Genomic DNA, 17,435 nt, shown 5'->3' with positions numbered 1-17,435 from the left:
GTACGAGCATGGGTCACATCGAAGCCACCAAGAACCTCAACGCCACCCCGGACGCGCTGTGGGCGGTCGTCTCGGATCCGCAGACCTGGGACAAGTGGTTCACCATCCACGAGCGCTGGATGGAGGAACCGCCGGCCACGCTCACCACGGGCTCGAAGCTGGTCGCCAAGATCATGATGCTCGGCATGGCGAACAAGATGGAATGGGTTGTCGAGGAGGTGAATTCGCCGAACAACCTGGTGCTCAGCGGCGCCGGTATGGCCGGTGTGAAGGTGAAGTTCTCCTTCGACATCACGCCCGAGGGGGCCGGCAGCACGTTCTCGGTCTCCGGCGATTTCGAGGGCGCGCTCATCAAGGGCGCGCTCGGCAAGGCGGTGGAGAAGGACGGCGCCAAGCAGCTGAACACCACCCTCGAACAACTCGACGCCCTCGCGACGGCATAGCAGGGGCGCAGATGGCCACCGAAACAGCACCCCGGCCCGTGGAATTCGACGACGCGGGCCTGAACGTCTGGTCCGACGAGGAACGATTCGAGGTCACCCGGGAGCGGATCGCCGAGTACGCCGCGGCCACCAACGACCCGATTCCGGCCCACCTGTCCGGCGATATCGCCCCACCCGTCTTCGCCATCGTGCCCGTCTTCGAGGCGATGATGATGCCCGTGATCGACGTCGTCCCGATGGACATCTTCGGCCGGGTCGTGCACGGCGAGCAGGACTTTCACTTCCACCGCCCGATCCGGCCCGGTGATCGGCTGGTCTCGCGGGCCAAGGCGGTCGGCTACGAGGGCCGGGAGAACGGCACCACCATCACCATTCTCATCGAATGCCGGGACTCCGAGGGTGAGCTGGTCAACGAGCAGTACCTGACCGCCTTCTTCCGCAACATCGATGTCGGCAAGCGGGTCGGTGAGAGCGCGCCGGCGCACAAGTTCGATCCGGAATTGGAGGCGCAGCCGCCCCTGGCCCGGGTCGCCGCCCACGTGGACGACGATCAGACCTACCGCTACGCCCCCGCCTCCGGCGATCCGGTGCCGCTGCACCTGGACGAGCAGGTCGCCAAGGATGCCGGACTGCCCGGCATCATCGCGCACGGTCTGTGCACGATGGCGATGTCGTCGTGGGCGGTCCTCACCGAGGTCGCCGGTTCCGATGTGCACCGGTTGAAGCGTTTCGCGGTGCGCTTCTCGAAGATGGTGTTCCCCGGCGACGACCTGGAGACGCAGATCTGGAAGGTCGGCTCGACCGGCTCCGACACCACCTACGCGTTCCGCACCGCGCGCGGAACCGATCTCGTTCTGACCGACGGCCTGGCGGTCGTCGCCGACAACTCGTAGCCGAGGAGACTTTCATGGGTGTATTGGATGGGCGGGTCGCCGTCATCACCGGCGCCGGCCGCGGCATCGGACGCGAACACGCGCTGTTGTTCGCGCGTGAGGGCGCCTCGGTGGTGGTGAACGATCTGGGCGGGAGCAACGCCGGAGAGGGCGCCGACGCCGGACCGGCGCAGCAGGTGGTGGAGGAGATCCGCGCCGCGGGCGGGAAGGCGGTGGCCAACACCGACAACGTGGCGCAGTGGGACGGTGCGAAAAACCTTGTGGACCAGGCGATCTCGGAATTCGGCACGCTCGACGTGGTGATCAACAACGCCGGCATCCTGCGTGACGGGTTCATCGCCGGACTGGAGGAATCGCAGTGGGACGCGGTCATCGCGGTGCATCTGAAGGGCCACTTCAACGTGCTGCGCCATGCCGCGGCGTACTGGAAGGACCAGTCGAAGGCCGGTAAGCAGCCCAATGCCGCCGTCGTCAACACCGCCTCGGCCTCCGGCGTCACCCTGCCCAACGCCGGCCAGGCGAACTACGGCGCGGCCAAGGCCGGTATCGCCGCGTTGACCCTGGTCGCGGCGGAGGAACTGGAACGCTACGGCGTGCGGGTCAACGCCATCGCCCCGATGGCGCGCACCCGCTTGACCCTGGCCACACCCGGTATGGGCGCGATCTTCGCCGCCGAGGTGGGCGAAGGGGAATTCGACGCCTTCAGCCCGGCCAACATCTCGCCGCTGGTCGCCTATCTGGCCACCGATAAATGCCCGGTCACCGGCAAGGTCTTCGCCGTCCAGGGCGGGGCCATCTCCGAGCTCGGCGGCTGGCACGACGTGAAGACCATCGAAACCGACGGCCCCTGGCTGATCGACGACATCGCAGCCCGGCTGCCCTGACGCTGGAGGAGAATGACGATGTTCGAATGGTCCGAGACCGACGAGATGATCCGCGCGGCCGTGCGCGCCTTCATCGACAAGGAGATCCGGCCGCATCTGGACGCCCTCGACAGCGGTGAGATGCCGCCGTATCCGATTTTGCGAAAACTGTTCGGCGAGTTCGGCATCGACGCCATGGGCGCCGAGGCGATCGAGAAGATGCTCGCCAAGCAGCGTGCCGCCGAGGCCGCGCCGGACGAGGCCGGACAGCGCGACAAGAAACCCAGGTCCGGCGGTGACCCGGTCGGCGAGCAGCAGTCGTTGATGGCGGTGCTGATCAGCGAATTGTCCGGCGTCAGTATGGGTTTGGTCGCCGCGATGGGCGTCTCGATCGGTCTCGGCGCGGCCACCATCATGTCGCGCGGCACGCTCGCGCAGAAGGAACGCTGGCTCGCCGATATCGTGACCTTGAAGAAGGTCGCGGCCTGGGCCATCACGGAACCGGATTCGGGTTCGGATGCCTTCGGCGGCATGAAGACCTCGGTCAAGCGCGACGGCGAGGACTACATCCTCAACGGCCAGAAGACCTTCATCACCAACGGTCCGTACGCCGATGTGGCGGTCGTCTACGCCAAACTCGACGAGGGCGACGGCACCGACAAACGCGATCGCAAGGTGCTCACCTTCGTCCTCGACAAGGGCATGGAGGGCTTCACCCAGGGCAAACCGTTCAAGAAGATGGGTTTGCACTCCTCGCCCACCGGCGAATTGTTCTTCGACAACGTGCGATTGGGCAAGGACCGGCTGCTCGGTGAGACCGAGGAGCACAAGGGCGGCGACGGGCGAGAAAGCGCGCGAACGAGTTTCGTCGCCGAGCGGGTGGGCGTGGGTTTCATGGCGCTGGGCATCATCAACGAATGTCACCGGCTCTGCGTGGAATACGCCAAGACACGCATGCTGTGGGGGCAGGAGATCGGCCGCTTCCAGCTGGTGCAGCTCAAGCTCGCGAAGATGGAGATCGCCCGCATCAACGTGCAGAACATGGTCTTCAACACGCTCGAACGCGGCCGCGCGGGCAAACCGCCGACCCTGGCCGAGGCCTCGGCGATCAAGCTGTACTGCTCGGAGACGGCCACCGAGGTCGCGATGGAGGCAGTGCAACTGTTCGGCGGTAACGGTTACATGCAGGAATACCGCGTCGAACAACTCGCCCGCGACGCCAAGTCGCTGATGATCTACGCCGGCAGCAACGAGATCCAGGTGACCCATATCGCGAAGGGCCTGCTGGGCCGGTGATCGCCACGTGATGGCGGCCGGCGGATCGGCGCCGAGGGGTTCGAACCGATCCGCCGGCCTTTCTCACACCGCCCGCAGACGCGTGCGGCTGGCATAGACGTGCTCGGCGATGAGGGTCGCGATCCGGTCGGGAGCCTCCAGCATCGGGACGTGACCCACGCCGTGCACCAGGATGCGGTCTGCCGTCTCGGGCAGTTCCCGCAGAAAACGCTTGGCGTACATGCGGTTCGGGATGATCCGGTCGAATTCGCACATCAGCAGGCGCACCGGCGTCCGCACGGTGGACAGATCGTCGAGAACCGCCATCCGCAGACCGCTGACGATCAGCGGCAGCATGGCCGCACAGTGGGTCGCCGACATGATCGCCGCTTCCACTCCGCGTCGCGGCGCCGCGGCGATGTTCTTGCTCAGCAACATGGCGGTGGCCCGCCGGACCGGCGCGCTGAACCGGATCCAGGCCGGTAGACGCTTGCCGATTTCGACGATCGGCAGCAGCATCAGGAACTCCAGCCCCACCCGCAACTGCGCCAGCGACGGATTGTGCCATCCACCGGCGGGTGCGATGGCGGTGAGCGTGCGCGCCCGGCCGCGGCGGGCCAATTCGAAGCCGACCCAGCCGCCGAGCGAGTTGCCCGCGATATGGCAGGTGCGCCAACCCAATTCGTCGAGCTGTTCCTCGACCCGGTCGGCGAGCAGATTCACGTCGATGTACCAGCCGCTGAGGTCGGGGCCGCCCCAGTGGCCGGCGAAGGCCGGAGCGAACACCTCGCAAGTAGCGGACAATCGGGACGCGACGTCCTCCCAGCAGTGCGGCGACATCAGGAAACCGTGCAACAGCAGCAGCGGATCACCCGATCCGGTGTGCAGGGCTGTCATCGGCGCAAGGGAGGTGGCGGGTTGGGTGGTGCCGGACGTCATCGTCGTCACCCCTTCCGAATCGGCGGCGGCCTGCTCGGCGTGGCCGCGATGTCCGCGAGGACGGGTTGATTCCCGCATTGTACGGTCGATACGTGGCCAGCATCATCAGTTCCGTCAACGTCAATGGCATACGCGCAGCTACCGGCAAGACCGGGAAGGGGATGCTCGAATGGCTCGCAGTGACCGAGGCCGACATCATCTGCCTGCAGGAGACCCGGGCAACCGATGACCAGACCCGCAAGGCACTGGCGCCGGTCCTCGACGCCGGGTGGTTCCTCGCCCACGCCGAGCCGGGCGCCAAGGGCCGCGCCGGGGTGGGAATTCTGTCCCGCCGTGAGCCCACGCGTGTGCGAATCGGCTTCGGCAGCACCGAATTCGACGGCGTCGGCCGCTACGTGGAGGCCGATTTCGACGAAGTCACCGTCGCGAGCGTGTACGTGCACACCGGTGAGGCCGACACTCCCATGCAGGACGAGAAATACCGTTTCCTCGGCGAACTGGGCGCGCATATGAAGGCGCAGACCCGCGACTTCGTGATCTGCGGCGACTGGAACGTCGCGCACACCGAACTCGACATCAAGAATTGGAAGGGCAACGTCAAGAACTCCGGCTTCCTGCCGGGGGAGCGGGCCTGGATCGACGAGATGCTGGCCGCGGGCTATGTCGACGTGGTCCGCGAACTCCATCCGGGCGTGCCCGGCCCCTACAGCTGGTGGTCCTATCGCGGCCGCGCCTACGACAACGACGCCGGCTGGCGCATCGACTACCACCTCGCGCGCGGTGCGATCGCCGGGCGCGCGAAACAGGCCGTGGTCGAGCGCGCGTCCGAATACGCGCTGCGCTGGTCGGACCACGCTCCGGTCACCGTGCAATACCGCTGAACGCGATACCGCTGAACCCTGATCGACCGACTGCGGTGGGAACATCGTCTCCACACCGCGTACCCGTCAGCGTGGACGGGACTCCGCACGTCCGACAGCACCGATGAACAGGCACCGATGAACATGTCCGACAAGAGAATTCGCATCCTGATGGTTCTGGGTGGGCTGGTGATCGCGGCGATCGTGGCCGGCGTCCTGGGCCTGCGCGGCGGTTCCGCCACGCACGACACCGCGAGTTCGGTGGCGGCGACCGTGCACTCCACCAAGGCCGCGCAGTCCACCACGCAGGCTCCCAAGCCCGCGCCCGGCAACGGCGCCACACCCGCGGCGTCGGCGACCCGGGCGCCGGGTGTGCCCGACCGCGCCTACGCCACCCTCGTCGAGATCGACGCCGGACGCTGGCCCGGTTCGGCGAACGCGCCGGGCACCAAGGGCGGCGATCAGTGGATGAACCGCGCCGGAACCCTGCCGAAGACCGACTCGAGCGGTAAGGCGATCACGTATCAGGAATGGGACGTCAACCCGAAGCAACGCGGCCAGACCCGGGACGCCGAACGCATCGTGACCGGCAGCGACGGGTCGGCCTACTACACCGGCGACCACTACCAGACCTTCACGAGGATGCGCTGATGGCCGAAACCATGTCGTTGTCGCAGTTCCTGGCCCCGCATGCCGGCTCCGATGCGGCCGCGGCGCGGCAGAACGGCCGTGCCCACCGGGCCGCGACGGGGCCGGTCCTCGGCGCCCTCGACGTCGGCGCCGGACCGTTCAGCGGGGTGCGATTCCAGGTCCCCGACGGGTATATCGCCCGCGAGGTCCGCGGCACGAAAATGCGCACCACCGCGGGAGTATTCGACGAATTCGCCGCCGCCCTGCAGTTTCCCTACTATTTCGGCGACAACCGCGACGCCTTCGACGAATGCCTGCGCGACCTGGACGAATTCGTCGGCGAGGCGCCGGGATACGTTGTCGTGATCCGTGATTCGAGCGGGCTGCTGGCCGACCAGCGCGAGGATCTGGAATGGTTCGCCGACGCGATGACCCAGGCGGCCGAATACTGGGCCGCGAAGGGCACGGTCTTCCGGGTGGTGCTGCAACAGCATCCGGCGGTGCTGTCGCCCGTCGAACTCACCATGGCCGACCCGGCGTAAGGAAGCGGCTCAGCGGAGCCGCTGTGCGAGATCCTCGCCGAGGAGGACGAATACGTCGGTGGTCTCGTCGATGAGCTGTTCCCTCGTCATATCGATATCGCCCTGCAACCAGCTGGTGAGCGTCTGGACCAGCCCGCCCACCAGGTAGGTCGCGCGGAAACCGATCGCCGGGTCCGGCGTGGGCGTGCCCAGGCTGTAGAAGTCGATGCCGCGGGTGGCGACCAGGTTCGCGAACGACGCGATGCTCTGCAGCGTGCGTGAGCGTAGCTCCGGCGTGGAGGCGCTCACCGCCAGCGCGACCTGGGCCTTGCGCGGGTCGTCGGTCAGCACGTGGATACCGGCGGCGACGGCCGCGTGCGCCATCGTGCGCGTGTCGCGCTGGGTGCGGCGGGTGGACACATCGGCGGAGTTGTCGCCGTCGCCGGACGCGGACGGGCCGGCTACCTCCTGCAGCGCCCGCACGATGGCGTTCGCGAGTTCCTCGGCGATGCTGTCGAACAGCGCGGTGAGCACGGCCTCGCGGCCGGTGAACTGTTCGTAGTAGTAGCGCTCGTTCAGCCCGGCCTGGGCGCACAGCCCGGCGACCGTCAGCTTGTCCACGCCCTGGGTGCCGATGATCTCGAGAGCCGCGTCGAGAAGCGCGGCACGCCGGCCCGCGCGCCGTTCGGCGGCCGAGATACCGCCATAGGTCCGCTGTGCCGTCACGGTCCGATTGTGGCACGGCCGCGTTTCTGGCATGGGCTATTGCCAGAAGTGGGTTTCTGGTGGATGCTATTGCCAGATTCCATGCGAGGAGGGCGACGATGCCTGGTCCGGGATATTTCTCCGACGATTCGATGATCCGCCGGGTGATGCGCAAACGCGCGGTGGGACTGACGTACGGCCTGCGGGCGCTGGTGATCGGCGCGGTCCATCCGTTGCTGTTCGTCGGCACCGCCGAGAACACCGCCCACCGAGCCACCCCCTACACGCGTCTCGCGCTCACCGGTCGCCTGTTCGAGGCGGTATTCCTCGGCGACAAGGATGAGGCCGACCGCGCGCTGGCGTTCACCCGCAAGCGGCACCTGCCCGTCGAAGGTGTGCTGCCCGAGGACGCGGGTCCGCATCATCCGGCGGGTTCGCACTACTCCGCGCTGGACCCGCACCTGATGTTCATGACCATGGCGTTCACCGCCGACTCCGCCGAGGTCATGCACGACCTGCTGGTGCGCAAACTGACTGCGGGCGAGCGGGAGGATCTGTACCAGGACTACGTGCGCTGGGGCGAGTTGTTCGGTATGCCGCGTTCGGCCGCGCCCGCCGACTATCCGGCCTTCCGGAGATCTTTCGATGCCTACCTCGCCTCGGACGAGCTGTATCTGACCGACGAGGCGCGGCTCGTGGGCTCGTATCTGGCGGGTAAGCAGGTGCCGCATCCGCTGCCGCGCCCGTTCCAGCAGGCCAGCAGCGGGGCGCATCTGCTGGTCCAGGGCTCGCTGCCGCCGCGGATCCGGCGGATGTACGACATTCGATGGGGCCGGCGTGAAGAGCTCGCGTACCGGGGACTCGCGCAGGCCGTGCGCACCGCCCACGTACGCCCGCCGTTGGCGCCGCCGGTGCTGCGCGACACGCTGTCCGGCCCGAGCGCCCCGGTCTATCGCCTGATCACGCGGCGGGAGAAAGACCTGGTCGCCAGCGGTAGGTCCAGCATGCCGGGGGTGGATCCGCGCAACTACGCCGAACGGCACGCGGTCTGAGCGACGCCGCCCCGCACGCCGCCGAGAGCGGCGGCCGTGCGGGGTGGCGAACGTCCTCGCTCCCTCGGAAAAAACCGCTTGGGCGTGCATGGGAAGATCGGTTCATGTCCAGTCCTGCCCCCAGCGAACGCAAGCAGCGGGTCCTCTCCGGCGTCCAGCCGACCAGCGACTCCTTCCACCTCGGCAACTACCTTGGTGCGCTGCAGTATTGGGCTCCGCTGCAGGACGACTACGAGGCGCTCTACTTCATTCCGGATATGCACGCCATCACGGTGTCGCAGGACCCCAAGCAGCTGCGCAGCCGCACCGTGCGCAGTGTCGCGCAGCTGCTCGCGATGGGTATCGACCCCAAGCGGTCCACCCTGTTCGTGCAGAGCCAGGTGCCCGAGCACGCCGAGCTCACCTGGGTGCTGAGCTGCATCACCGGCTTCGGCGAGGCCAGCCGGATGACCCAGTTCAAGGACAAGTCGGCCAAACAGGGATCCGACAACGCCACCGTCGGCCTGTTCACCTACCCGATCCTGATGGCCGCCGACATCCTGCTGTACCGCCCGCAGCTGGTACCGGTCGGTGAGGATCAGCGCCAGCACCTGGAATTGACGCGAAATCTGGCGCAGCGCTTCAACACTCGCTTCAAGAAGACCTTCGTGGTGCCCGAGCCGCATATCGTCACCGGCACGGCGAAGATCTACGATCTGCAGGATCCGACCTCGAAGATGAGCAAGTCGGCCGCCAGCGACGCGGGCCTGATCAATCTGCTCGACGATCCGAAGGTCTCGGCGAAGAAGATCCGCTCGGCCGTCACCGACACCGAGCGGGAGATCCGCTACGACCCGGAGACCAAGCCGGGAGTCAGCAACCTGCTGGTGATCCTGTCCTCGCTGACCGACACGCCCATCGTGACACTCGAAAAAGGCTTCGAGGGCAAGGGATATGGCGAGCTCAAGGCCGATGTGGCCGACGCCCTGGTGGAATTCGTGACACCGCTGCAGGCGAAAGTGCAAGAGTATCTGGACGATCAGGGCGAACTCGATCGCATTCTCGCCACCGGAGCCGAGCAGGCGCGCGAGATCGCCGGTAAGACCCTCGCGCAGGTGTACGACCGAGTGGGTTTCCTGCACCGCTGATCTGCACCGCGCGAGGCCGTGTTGCGGTTGAACAGGTTCGGGAGGACAGGTGCTCGACAAGCTCAAAGCGCGGATCCAACGTGAGGTGCGAGCACGGCCGTGGCTGGACCACGCCGTCCGCGCCGGCGGCAGCTACCAGCGCCAGCGCGGCGACTACTTCGCGGCCGGTATCACGTACTTCACCGTGCTCTCGCTGTTTCCGCTGCTGATGGTCGCCTTCGCGGTCGCCGGGTTCGTCCTCGCCCGCGATCCGCACCTGCTCGAAGAGTTGCGCGACAAGATCGTCGAGAACATCCCGGGTTCGTTCGGCGGCCAGGTCAACGATCTGATCGACCAGGCCATCAAGTCCCGGACCAGTGTGGGCATCATCGGTCTGTTCATCGCCGCCTACAGCGGCCTGGGCTGGATGGCCAACCTGCGCGCCGCCCTGACCGAGCAGTGGGAACAGCCCGCGCAGGAAGGCAATTGGTTCCGGACCAAACTGTCGGACCTGCTGGCACTGGCCGGACTCGGTGTCGCGATGGTGGTGTCGCTGGGCTTGTCGGCGTTGTCGTCCAGTGGCCTGGCGCTGCAGCTGCTGGAAGGTGTCGGGCTCGACAAGGTGCCCGGTGTTTCGTGGCTGTTGCGATTGCTGACGCTGGTCCTGGCGGTGCTCGCGTCCTGGGCGGTGTTCGTCTGGATCATCGCCCGGCTGCCCCGCCGGCCGGTGACCTTCACCAGCGCCGTGCGCGCGGCCTTCATCGCCGCGATCGCGTTCGAGATCTGGAAGCAGGTGGCCTCGTTCTACCTGCAGAAGGTGCTCACCAGTCCCGCGGGCGTCGCATTCGGCTCGATCATCGGCCTCATGGTCTTCGCCTACATCACCGCCCGCATCATCCTGTTCGCCACCGCCTGGGCGGCCACCGCCCGGGAGAACGAGGTGGAGGCCGAGATCCCGGCCCCGGGCCCGGCGGTGATCGAGCCGCGGATGCACGCGGGCATGACGGCGAGCACGGGCCTGGCCCTGTTCGGTGTGGGAGCGGCGCTGGGTTCGATGGTCGGCATCGCGCGCCGCAAGCGGTGAGGCGTACCGCTCGATCCGCGCAGCCGACCGGCGCGGCGCAGTGCCGAATCGGTTACTCCAACCAGGACTTCCGCTGATAATAGGCATCTTCGTCGTCATCGGGCACGTCGTAGAGGCTGTAAGGCGGTGGTGTGTTCGGCGAATCCTGCTGTCGCGGTTGGGTATTCGACCGCTCCCGTCGATGATTCTGCCACGATGCCGACTGGTGATGGGCTGCCGGTTGTGCGTTGTGGGGCCGACTGTATCCGCCCGGCGGATTACTTTCGGGCAGACCGTAGTTGGTGGGCCACTCACTGTTCACCGGTTGGTCCGCGGGCGGGTTGAGGGGCGAATTGTGAGGCCGGCCAGGCAATCCGGACCCGGCTGCCGTGCCGAGCGGTCGGCCTATTGCGTCGCCGGTTGCCGCAACCGCCTCGGCGACCCGGGGATCGGCACTGAAGACCTGAACGGCATCACGTACCCGGACACGTGCGGCCGCAAGGGCCTCGGCAGCCAGTCGGGTGAGCTCGGCGCCCACGGCCGCGCCACCGTAGGTCAGCGCGCGATCGTCGATTCGGATGGCGATCTCTCCGTCGGCGCACGCTTCCACCATCAGATATCCATCCCGTGATCGGGCATGTGACCGCGCTGTCGTCAACGCTTCCGCAAGTCGGCGGGTACTTTCGTGTACCGGATCATGATCGGTCAACCCCATATCGACAACTCCTCCCTCGTACTGGGGCAAGGGTAACGCGAATCTTTACTCAGCCTTTGAACTCGCTGCTTCGATGCCGGTACGGTGACCCTTCGTGGGTGATCCATTGAGCGAGACTCTGAAGATCGACGGTGCCGACGCTGCCATCTTGGCCCGCAATGTGAAGGCCTACGCCGGAGAGATCAAAGGCGTCAAATATGGAGAGGCCGCGACCACCGTGACGAACGGGTTCCCGGGCTTCACTATCGGCGAGGCGTGCACGACAGCCGGCACGGCGGCGTTGCAAGCGTTGCAGGACTTGAGCACGGTGCTGGATGTCATCGGCGACAACACGGTGACGGTATCGGCCAAATTCCTGCACATCGATGAGGCCCGGGCACGCGATTTCGATCGTGCCGAGTCGGGCCGTTGACCGGATGAACACAAAGGGGGGCGGCTGTGTCCGCAACGAAAACTCAAGCGGAGCAGTGTGATCCGAGCGCACTGGATTCGCTCATCGCGGAGTGGCAGACCGTGCACGACACAGTCGAAACGGCCTTGGACAAGGCCGGCAACGACTACCGACAGTCTGTCGATTACTGGACCGGCAAGACTGGGGATCGTGCACGCGACATCACCGGGCAAGCCGTCACCGCCGGTCGCTCGTTCACCGGTGACCTCACTGCGGCTCTCGCGACACTGCGGGGCGATCGTGATGCGATCTGGGCGGCCAAGAACCGCGCGACGGGGGCGATTACTGCTGCCACTCAGGCGAAATACGATGTTGCCGAGGACGGTACCGTCTCGGCCGGCCAGGACGCCATCGTGGCCGCAACGGCTTCCTTGGATCAGGCGGAGGACCGGAAGAATGCCGTCGCTGCGCTGACCAAGTACGGAAAGGACACGTTCGAGCAGCCGATCAAGACGGCACTGAACGACCTGGCGACAGTTGTCGACGCTGCGGCGGATCATATTCGGAAGGCATTCGAACACAGCGGCGGTGTCACCGCCGTCGCTGCCGAAGCGCCCGGAAAGCTGGATCCCACCAAGCAGTTGACGGCAGAGGAAGGCAAGGCCGACGGTGAGACCATCGCAGACGGGAAACTCTCCGATGACGAGAAGCGGCGCATTCTCGACCATCTGCGTCAGACCGGGCTCACACCGGAACAGTTGACGGCCCTGCGAGAGGGGAAGGACGTTACAGTCCCGGCGTCCACCATGAGCTATCTGTCGAACCTCTACGACCAGGCGGGCCGGGACGGCCTGATCTCGCTCTCGGAGACATTGAAGCGCGACGGATCGCCCCAGTCTCTCGAGCTGCGGCAGAGCCTGGCCAACGGGATGATGACACTGTCGAACGAGCATCTCGTGAGCCGTGATTCGAAGGGGACAGTCACCGACCGTGGCGGGTATCAGAAACTCAACTCCGAGGTTCGCGAGATAATTGGTACCCGGCCGAGTATCAGCGGCGCGCCCGATGCAAACACCAGAGATATCCCCGATGATTATCGATCAGGTTTCTTCAGTGGTCACAATGTCGACCGCGAGAGCGCGATCAAAGAGTACACCGGGGATTTGGATAAATTAGCCGACTTCCTCGGCAATGCGAACAAGGATTATCAACCCGGCGAGAAATTCGGCGTGGAGCTGGGGCGTCAGGCAGCCCACCAGGCGTGGATCATCGATCACGACGGCTACACGGGGTACGAAGGCACGAAGCTTCAGGACGGCGAGGCGTTGCGCCACACCGAGCACAGCGCGCAGAATCTCCTCGGCCTAGCCGCCCGTAATCACGATGCCGACCATGCATTGCTCACCGGTAATGGCAGCGATGAGTTGTTCGGTAAGGACACACCGGGTCAGTCGTGGCATCCGTACGACTCGGACAAGCTCACCACGACGCTGTTGACGCACAAATGGGGCGACGGTGGCGATTCGCTGGGGAATATGTATCGCTGGGTGGAGGACGAATCGCATTCTTCCGACCCTGCCGTCCGGGCGCGCGCCGGCGAAATTGCCGGCGGGCTGTCCGGCTGCATGGTGAAGAACTACGACACATTGATGAATGCGCACGGATCGCACAGCGAAGCTTTCGGTCAGGTCAATCCCAAGGCGGTGCAGGCGTTGTCGTCCGCACTTGCGCCGTATGTTCCCGATATGGCCGGCAACCTGCCGCCCGGTGTCGCGCACAGTGGATTCACGCCACCCGATGGCATCCACGACGACCGGCGATCGGGCGCGCAGAAGATATTCGCGTTGATGGACACCGACAAGGATGCCGCGACGCAATTCAACGCGAAGGCGCTCGTGGCGGCATCGGAACTACAGTCCCGATGGGTGGAATCCGCCCTCGACAATCCGGGCAATCCCGAAGGGTCACTGGCAACCACATCCGGCAGGATTCAAGCTCTGGTCGACCAGGGACTGACGATGGAAGCGTCCGACCGCACCAGCGATTCCAACAAGGCGGCTGCGCTGGACGCCGCTCACCACTTCGCCAACAAGGGTGCCGCCTACGACTCGATCAAGTCCGTTCTCACCACCGGCATCAAATATGTTCCGGTGGTCGGCGATATCGCGGCGCCGGTGATCGACGTGAGTAACGCATGGGGGAAGAATGCCTTGATCGGCCTCTATTCGGCGCCGGACCCAGCGCAACCTCGAATGGACTCGCACTTCCAGCCTGCCCAACTCTCATACGCGGTCGCCGACGCGTTGCAGACCAGGGACGGGTACATCGGGCACGATCCACGGTATACCGGTATGTTCGATTCTCGCGGGCAGCTGAAGGACTATCGAACACTGGTCGAGGATGACCACATGCCTGAGCAGGTCATCGATTCGAATCTCACCAATATCATCAACGGCTACAACAATGGCGCGTTCAGCGAAAAATTTCTGCAACTTCAGAACGAAGTCAACAAAGGACGGAATTCGATCAAGTGAAGAGTTCTGTCGGAGGAGTTCTGTGCGCCGCGCTCGTGGCTGGGCTGGTTGCGTGCGGTAACGGTCCGAGCCCCGCACAATCGGCCGCGGACGATCTGGTCGAACGTGCCGTCGCGGCCGGCAGCGCCGACAAGGCGGCGGTCCACGGCTTGCTCACCGGCCATGCACCCCGGGAGGGGGTGACCGCAGATCAGGTACTCGGCGATTTGCTGCATCGTCATTGGGATGACGATGGGGCCGCAATGGGCATGCTTTTTTCGTGGATCGGACCCGATGCGAAGTCGTCCGACCCGGTGGTCGCGGCTCGCGCCGGTGAGTCAGCGACCGGGCTGGCGCGATACCTCGGCGACCACGTAGCTGATCTGCTCAATCTCGACGGTCCCCGAACCGCATCGGTAGGGCAGGTGAACCCCAAGGCGATACAGCAGATCGGCGTCGCGCTGACGCCGTTTATCGCCAACATGGCAGGAGTCCGTTCGCCTGGTATCGCCGCGGCGGGATTCCCGGCACCCGGCGGGAGCGATCCCGTCGGACGCAATGCGGTCAACGTATTCGCGGTAGTCGGCAGCGACAAGGACTCCGCCCAGCATTTCGTGGACGCGACCTTCGCTGTTGCCGGAGTTATTGCCAGAGAGTGGGTATTCGCCGAACTGGATCACCGTGCCGCCGCCGAGGGCCCCTACCAATATGGAGTGTTGTGCAGGATTCTCGATCGTGGTCTCACTGCCGAAGCGGACGACCGCACTCGAGACGAGTTCGGTGACACGAGCCCCCTGCCGGTCGGTAACAAGCGTCAACAGCCCTACGTCGAATATGACGCCGTAGTCGGAGCCCTGCCGGAAATCACCATCGCGTCGGCGATTCAGAGCCACAACGGTTTTATCGGTCACGACGCGCGTTACACGTATCTCTTCGGTGACGATGGACAGCTACGGGATTTGATCCAGCTGATACGCGCAGGCGCTCTCTCGGGCCAGGTGGTCGAAGGGGACCTGGTCAACGTCATTTCCAGCGACAGCAACGGCAGGATGCGAGCGCCCTATCTCGGCTTCCATAATGGCTATCAACAGGGGTGGGACGCCGTCGAGTAGGGAGGACGAGCGCGCGCGGCTATTGCCACGGTGCCGCCGACGGAGGAGTCTGAACAGCACCGGTGGCGCCGCCGGGCGCTGCCCCGAGCAGAGAGGGGGTGGATCGTGTTCGCACGGTCTACCACGATTCAGGCGCAACCCTCCGCTATCGACGCCGGGATTGCGCACATGCGGGATGAAGTTATGCCGGTGTTGGAAGAAACCCCCGGCTGTACCGGACTATCCTTGCTGGTCGATCGCACCTTCGGCCGGTGTATCTCCACCACCGGTTGGGAATCCGAGGCCGCCATGCACGACAGCGAGTCGCGCTTCATGGCCGCGCGCGACCGGGCCGTGACGATCTTCGGCGGCACCTCCGCGCAGGTAGCGGAATGGGAGATCGCCGTCCTACACCGGGACCATCGCTCGATGCCCGGCGCCTGCGTCCGCGTGACCTGGATCAAGACCGATCCGAGCCGCCTCGACATGTCGACCGACGCCTACCGCAACTACATCCTGCCGGGTATGGAACAGCTCGACGGCTTCTGCAGCGCGAGCCTCCTGATCAACCGCGCATCCGGTCGCGCCGTCTCCTGCGGCGTCTTCGACAGCGCCGAGGCCATGCAGCGCAATCGTGAACAGTCCGCCGCACTGCGGGTCGACGCGGCCCGCCAGGTCGGTGTCGAGGCGATCGACGTCCAAGAGTTCGAACTGGCGTTGGCGCATCTGCGGGTGCCGGAACTGGTGTGAGACGAGGGGGCGGCGGGTTATGGGCGCTGCCGCCCGCTACTTCTCGCCCTGCCTCGCCGCAGACGCGAACACGTCGCTGCGGAAATCGTCGAGACGACCATCCGTGGCCGCGATCGAGCTACTTCTCCGGTGTCATAGCTGCCGACTTGGCTGCGAGCCAGCGTCCGTCTACAAATTGCATGGTGAGCATCATCGACGATTGCTGGCTCGCAGGGACCGGGGTGAGGTCGTTGGTGTACGACTGGTTGGTGAATACGGCGACGTCGACCTGATCAGGGTCCGTGTTTTTCGTGAAGCATTGCACATCGGTTGCCCGGGTGCGTGAGTGGTTCTGCGCGGAGGTCTTTTCGAACGTCTCCATCTGCGATGTCAGTTTATCTTTCAGTTCCCCCGTCGATCCGTCGAGGACAGCTTTTCTATACGATTGAAAGTCGTTGTAGTCGAGGGACAACATCACGCGGCTGAATGCGCACGCTTGGTCGCGGGCGCCATCAGCGGACCGAGCATGTTCGTTCTCGGATTTGTTGTGGTACCAGACGAATCCTGCCGCACCGCCCGCAATGGCCAGCGCGAGAGCAGCAGTCACCGCGGCCACGGTCGAGCCCTTGCCGGATTTAGCATTCGGGGTGGGAGTCGACCCGCCGGAGGTACTGCCGTGCAGCACATGACGAGCTGCTGTCGCGAGTTCGCCGCAACTACCGAACCTGTCATGCGGGTTCTTCGCCATGGCTCGGGCGATCACGGCATCGAACCCCGTTGGCAGCCAACCGCTCTGTCTGCTGGGCTGCGGCACAGGCAGATTGAGGTGGCCGTGAATCAGTTGGGACGGAGCAGTTCCGGGAAACGGTGGCACCCCGGTAAGCATGTGGAACAGTGTGCACCCCAGTGCGTATACGTCGGCGCGCTGGTCGACGGCGACGGTGCTGTCCAATTGCTCGGGCGCAGCGTAGCGGAAGCTGGCGTGGACCTCGCCGGTATGCGTCAGGTTGCTGGTATGGTCCATCAGCTTCGCTATACCGAAGTCCGCGAGCAGCACTTGTTGTGAAGCATCCTGTGCGAGAAGGATATTCGCGGGCTTCACATCACGATGCAGTACTCCCGCCCGATGCGCGAAGTCGAGTGCTTTCGCGGCCTCGCCGACAATGGTGACCGCGTGCTCGGGATGAATCGGCCCGTTCTGCAGGACGGCGGCGACATCGGTGCCTTCGACGTACTGCATAGCCATCCACAGCCGGTCACCCTCCTGCCCGCGGGCGTAGACGGTGACGATGTTCGGATGTGACAGGCGCGCAACGGTATCGGCCTCCAGAAGAAACCGCCGCCGTGCTCCCTCGCTGTCGCCGATCGCCGGATTGAGCACCTTCAGTGCGGTGAATCGAGGCAGGTCTCGATCGCGCGCGAGATACACCTCGCCCATGCCACCCGCCCCGAGCAGGCGCTCGATCCGGTAACCGGCGAAAACCTGTCCCTGCGCCAGTGTTCGACCCACCCGGCTATACCTCCCGCCCTGACCTTCGTGGCGACCTTACCGCATGCTGAGAACCATCCGAGCTGGGCTTCGGCACCTTCGCCGCGAGTGCGGCCGGTACCATGCATCCGGCGGGGTGAGACTGCGCTGCGCGGCT

General features: G+C 65.4%; 18 protein-coding genes. 14 read left to right on the top strand and 4 right to left on the bottom strand.

What is annotated here, in order from left to right; genetic code table 11:
* The first annotated feature begins 8 nt into the window (after positions 1–8).
* From NE2_RS23165 to NE2_RS23150, 4 genes are read left to right on the top strand one after another with little or no spacing between them, the layout of a single operon-like run.
* Positions 9–443: a type II toxin-antitoxin system Rv0910 family toxin gene (locus tag NE2_RS23165; protein ID WP_063029373.1), complete on the top strand. Its 435-nt coding sequence runs from the start codon at positions 9–11 to the stop codon at positions 441–443.
* 11 nt (positions 444–454) lie between these two features.
* Positions 455–1,336, top strand: a complete 882-nt coding sequence (locus tag NE2_RS23160; protein ID WP_063029371.1) for a MaoC/PaaZ C-terminal domain-containing protein — start codon at positions 455–457, stop codon at positions 1,334–1,336.
* 14 nt (positions 1,337–1,350) lie between these two features.
* Complete coding sequence (locus tag NE2_RS23155) at positions 1,351–2,220, top strand: SDR family oxidoreductase (protein ID WP_063029370.1); 870 nt, start codon at positions 1,351–1,353, stop codon at positions 2,218–2,220.
* An 18-nt stretch (positions 2,221–2,238) separates the two neighbouring features.
* Entirely contained in the window at positions 2,239–3,495 is a 1,257-nt protein-coding gene (locus NE2_RS23150) for an acyl-CoA dehydrogenase family protein (RefSeq protein WP_063029435.1), read from the top strand.
* Positions 3,496–3,558: 63 nt separating this feature from the next.
* On the opposite strand, the gene ephH is transcribed toward NE2_RS23150, so the two are convergent.
* Positions 3,559–4,491 (bottom strand): epoxide hydrolase EphH, encoded by a 933-nt coding sequence (gene ephH / locus NE2_RS23145; RefSeq protein WP_227463188.1) that lies wholly within the window; start codon positions 4,489–4,491, stop codon positions 3,559–3,561.
* 14 nt (positions 4,492–4,505) lie between these two features.
* Here ephH and NE2_RS23140 point away from each other — a divergent pair, with 14 nt between their 5' ends.
* The 3 genes from NE2_RS23140 to NE2_RS23130 all read left to right on the top strand — a co-directional run bounded on the left by NE2_RS23140 (position 4,506) and on the right by NE2_RS23130 (position 6,445).
* Complete coding sequence (locus tag NE2_RS23140) at positions 4,506–5,294, top strand: exodeoxyribonuclease III (RefSeq protein ID WP_084494265.1); 789 nt, start codon at positions 4,506–4,508, stop codon at positions 5,292–5,294.
* Between the two features lie 117 nt (positions 5,295–5,411).
* Positions 5,412–5,924: a guanyl-specific ribonuclease gene (locus tag NE2_RS23135; protein WP_063029365.1), complete on the top strand. Its 513-nt coding sequence runs from the start codon at positions 5,412–5,414 to the stop codon at positions 5,922–5,924.
* The gene (locus tag NE2_RS23130; RefSeq protein ID WP_063029363.1) at positions 5,924–6,445 is read left to right on the top strand and encodes a barstar family protein; all 522 of its coding nucleotides are present in this window, start codon (positions 5,924–5,926) and stop codon (positions 6,443–6,445) included. Before NE2_RS23135 ends, NE2_RS23130 begins: the two co-directional genes overlap by 1 nt.
* Positions 6,446–6,454: 9 nt before the next feature.
* Here the strand turns inward: NE2_RS23130 and NE2_RS23125 are convergent, their stop codons facing one another.
* Positions 6,455–7,150, bottom strand: coding sequence for a TetR/AcrR family transcriptional regulator (locus tag NE2_RS23125; RefSeq protein WP_233429861.1), 696 nt, complete (start codon positions 7,148–7,150; stop codon positions 6,455–6,457).
* A gap of 98 nt (positions 7,151–7,248) precedes the next feature.
* Between NE2_RS23125 and NE2_RS23120 the strand changes: the two genes are divergently transcribed.
* From NE2_RS23120 to yhjD, 3 genes are all read left to right on the top strand, one after another.
* Complete coding sequence (locus NE2_RS23120; RefSeq protein ID WP_063029359.1) at positions 7,249–8,181, top strand: oxygenase MpaB family protein; 933 nt, start codon at positions 7,249–7,251, stop codon at positions 8,179–8,181.
* 104 nt (positions 8,182–8,285) lie between these two features.
* On the top strand, positions 8,286–9,308 hold the full coding sequence (gene trpS, locus NE2_RS23115) for a tryptophan--tRNA ligase (RefSeq protein ID WP_030513557.1): 1,023 nt from the start codon (positions 8,286–8,288) through the stop codon (positions 9,306–9,308).
* A 49-nt stretch (positions 9,309–9,357) separates the two neighbouring features.
* A complete protein-coding gene (gene yhjD, locus NE2_RS23110; protein WP_063029357.1) occupies positions 9,358–10,371 on the top strand; it encodes an inner membrane protein YhjD in 1,014 nt (337 codons plus the stop codon).
* Positions 10,372–10,423: 52 nt separating this feature from the next.
* On the opposite strand, the gene NE2_RS23105 is transcribed toward yhjD, so the two are convergent.
* Entirely contained in the window at positions 10,424–11,065 is a 642-nt protein-coding gene (locus tag NE2_RS23105; protein ID WP_146165255.1) for a hypothetical protein, read from the bottom strand.
* A 94-nt stretch (positions 11,066–11,159) separates the two neighbouring features.
* Between NE2_RS23105 and NE2_RS23100 the strand changes: the two genes are divergently transcribed.
* From NE2_RS23100 to NE2_RS23085, 4 genes are all read left to right on the top strand, one after another.
* On the top strand, positions 11,160–11,477 hold the full coding sequence (locus NE2_RS23100) for a hypothetical protein (RefSeq protein ID WP_063029353.1): 318 nt from the start codon (positions 11,160–11,162) through the stop codon (positions 11,475–11,477).
* A gap of 26 nt (positions 11,478–11,503) precedes the next feature.
* Positions 11,504–13,990 carry a TPR repeat domain-containing protein gene (locus NE2_RS23095; RefSeq protein WP_063029350.1) on the top strand — a complete coding sequence of 829 codons (2,487 nt, stop codon included), beginning with the start codon at positions 11,504–11,506 and terminating at the stop codon, positions 13,988–13,990.
* Positions 13,987–15,081: a TPR repeat domain-containing protein gene (locus NE2_RS23090; RefSeq protein ID WP_063029348.1), complete on the top strand. Its 1,095-nt coding sequence runs from the start codon at positions 13,987–13,989 to the stop codon at positions 15,079–15,081. The genes NE2_RS23095 and NE2_RS23090 overlap by 4 nt, the downstream gene beginning before the upstream one ends.
* Positions 15,082–15,186: 105 nt before the next feature.
* On the top strand, positions 15,187–15,810 hold the full coding sequence (locus NE2_RS23085; protein ID WP_063029346.1) for an antibiotic biosynthesis monooxygenase: 624 nt from the start codon (positions 15,187–15,189) through the stop codon (positions 15,808–15,810).
* A gap of 118 nt (positions 15,811–15,928) precedes the next feature.
* Here NE2_RS23085 and NE2_RS23080 read toward each other — a convergent pair whose 3' ends face one another.
* Positions 15,929–17,299, bottom strand: coding sequence for a serine/threonine-protein kinase (locus tag NE2_RS23080; RefSeq protein WP_063029344.1), 1,371 nt, complete (start codon positions 17,297–17,299; stop codon positions 15,929–15,931).
* Positions 17,300–17,435: the final 136 nt, after the last annotated feature.

The sequence above is a fragment of the Nocardia elegans NBRC 108235 genome (genome assembly GCF_001612845.1).
Taxonomy (GTDB): domain Bacteria; phylum Actinomycetota; class Actinomycetes; order Mycobacteriales; family Mycobacteriaceae; genus Nocardia; species Nocardia nova.
The sequence above is the reverse complement of the archived record's forward strand: the minus strand, read 5'-3'. Positions and strand labels throughout refer to the sequence as shown.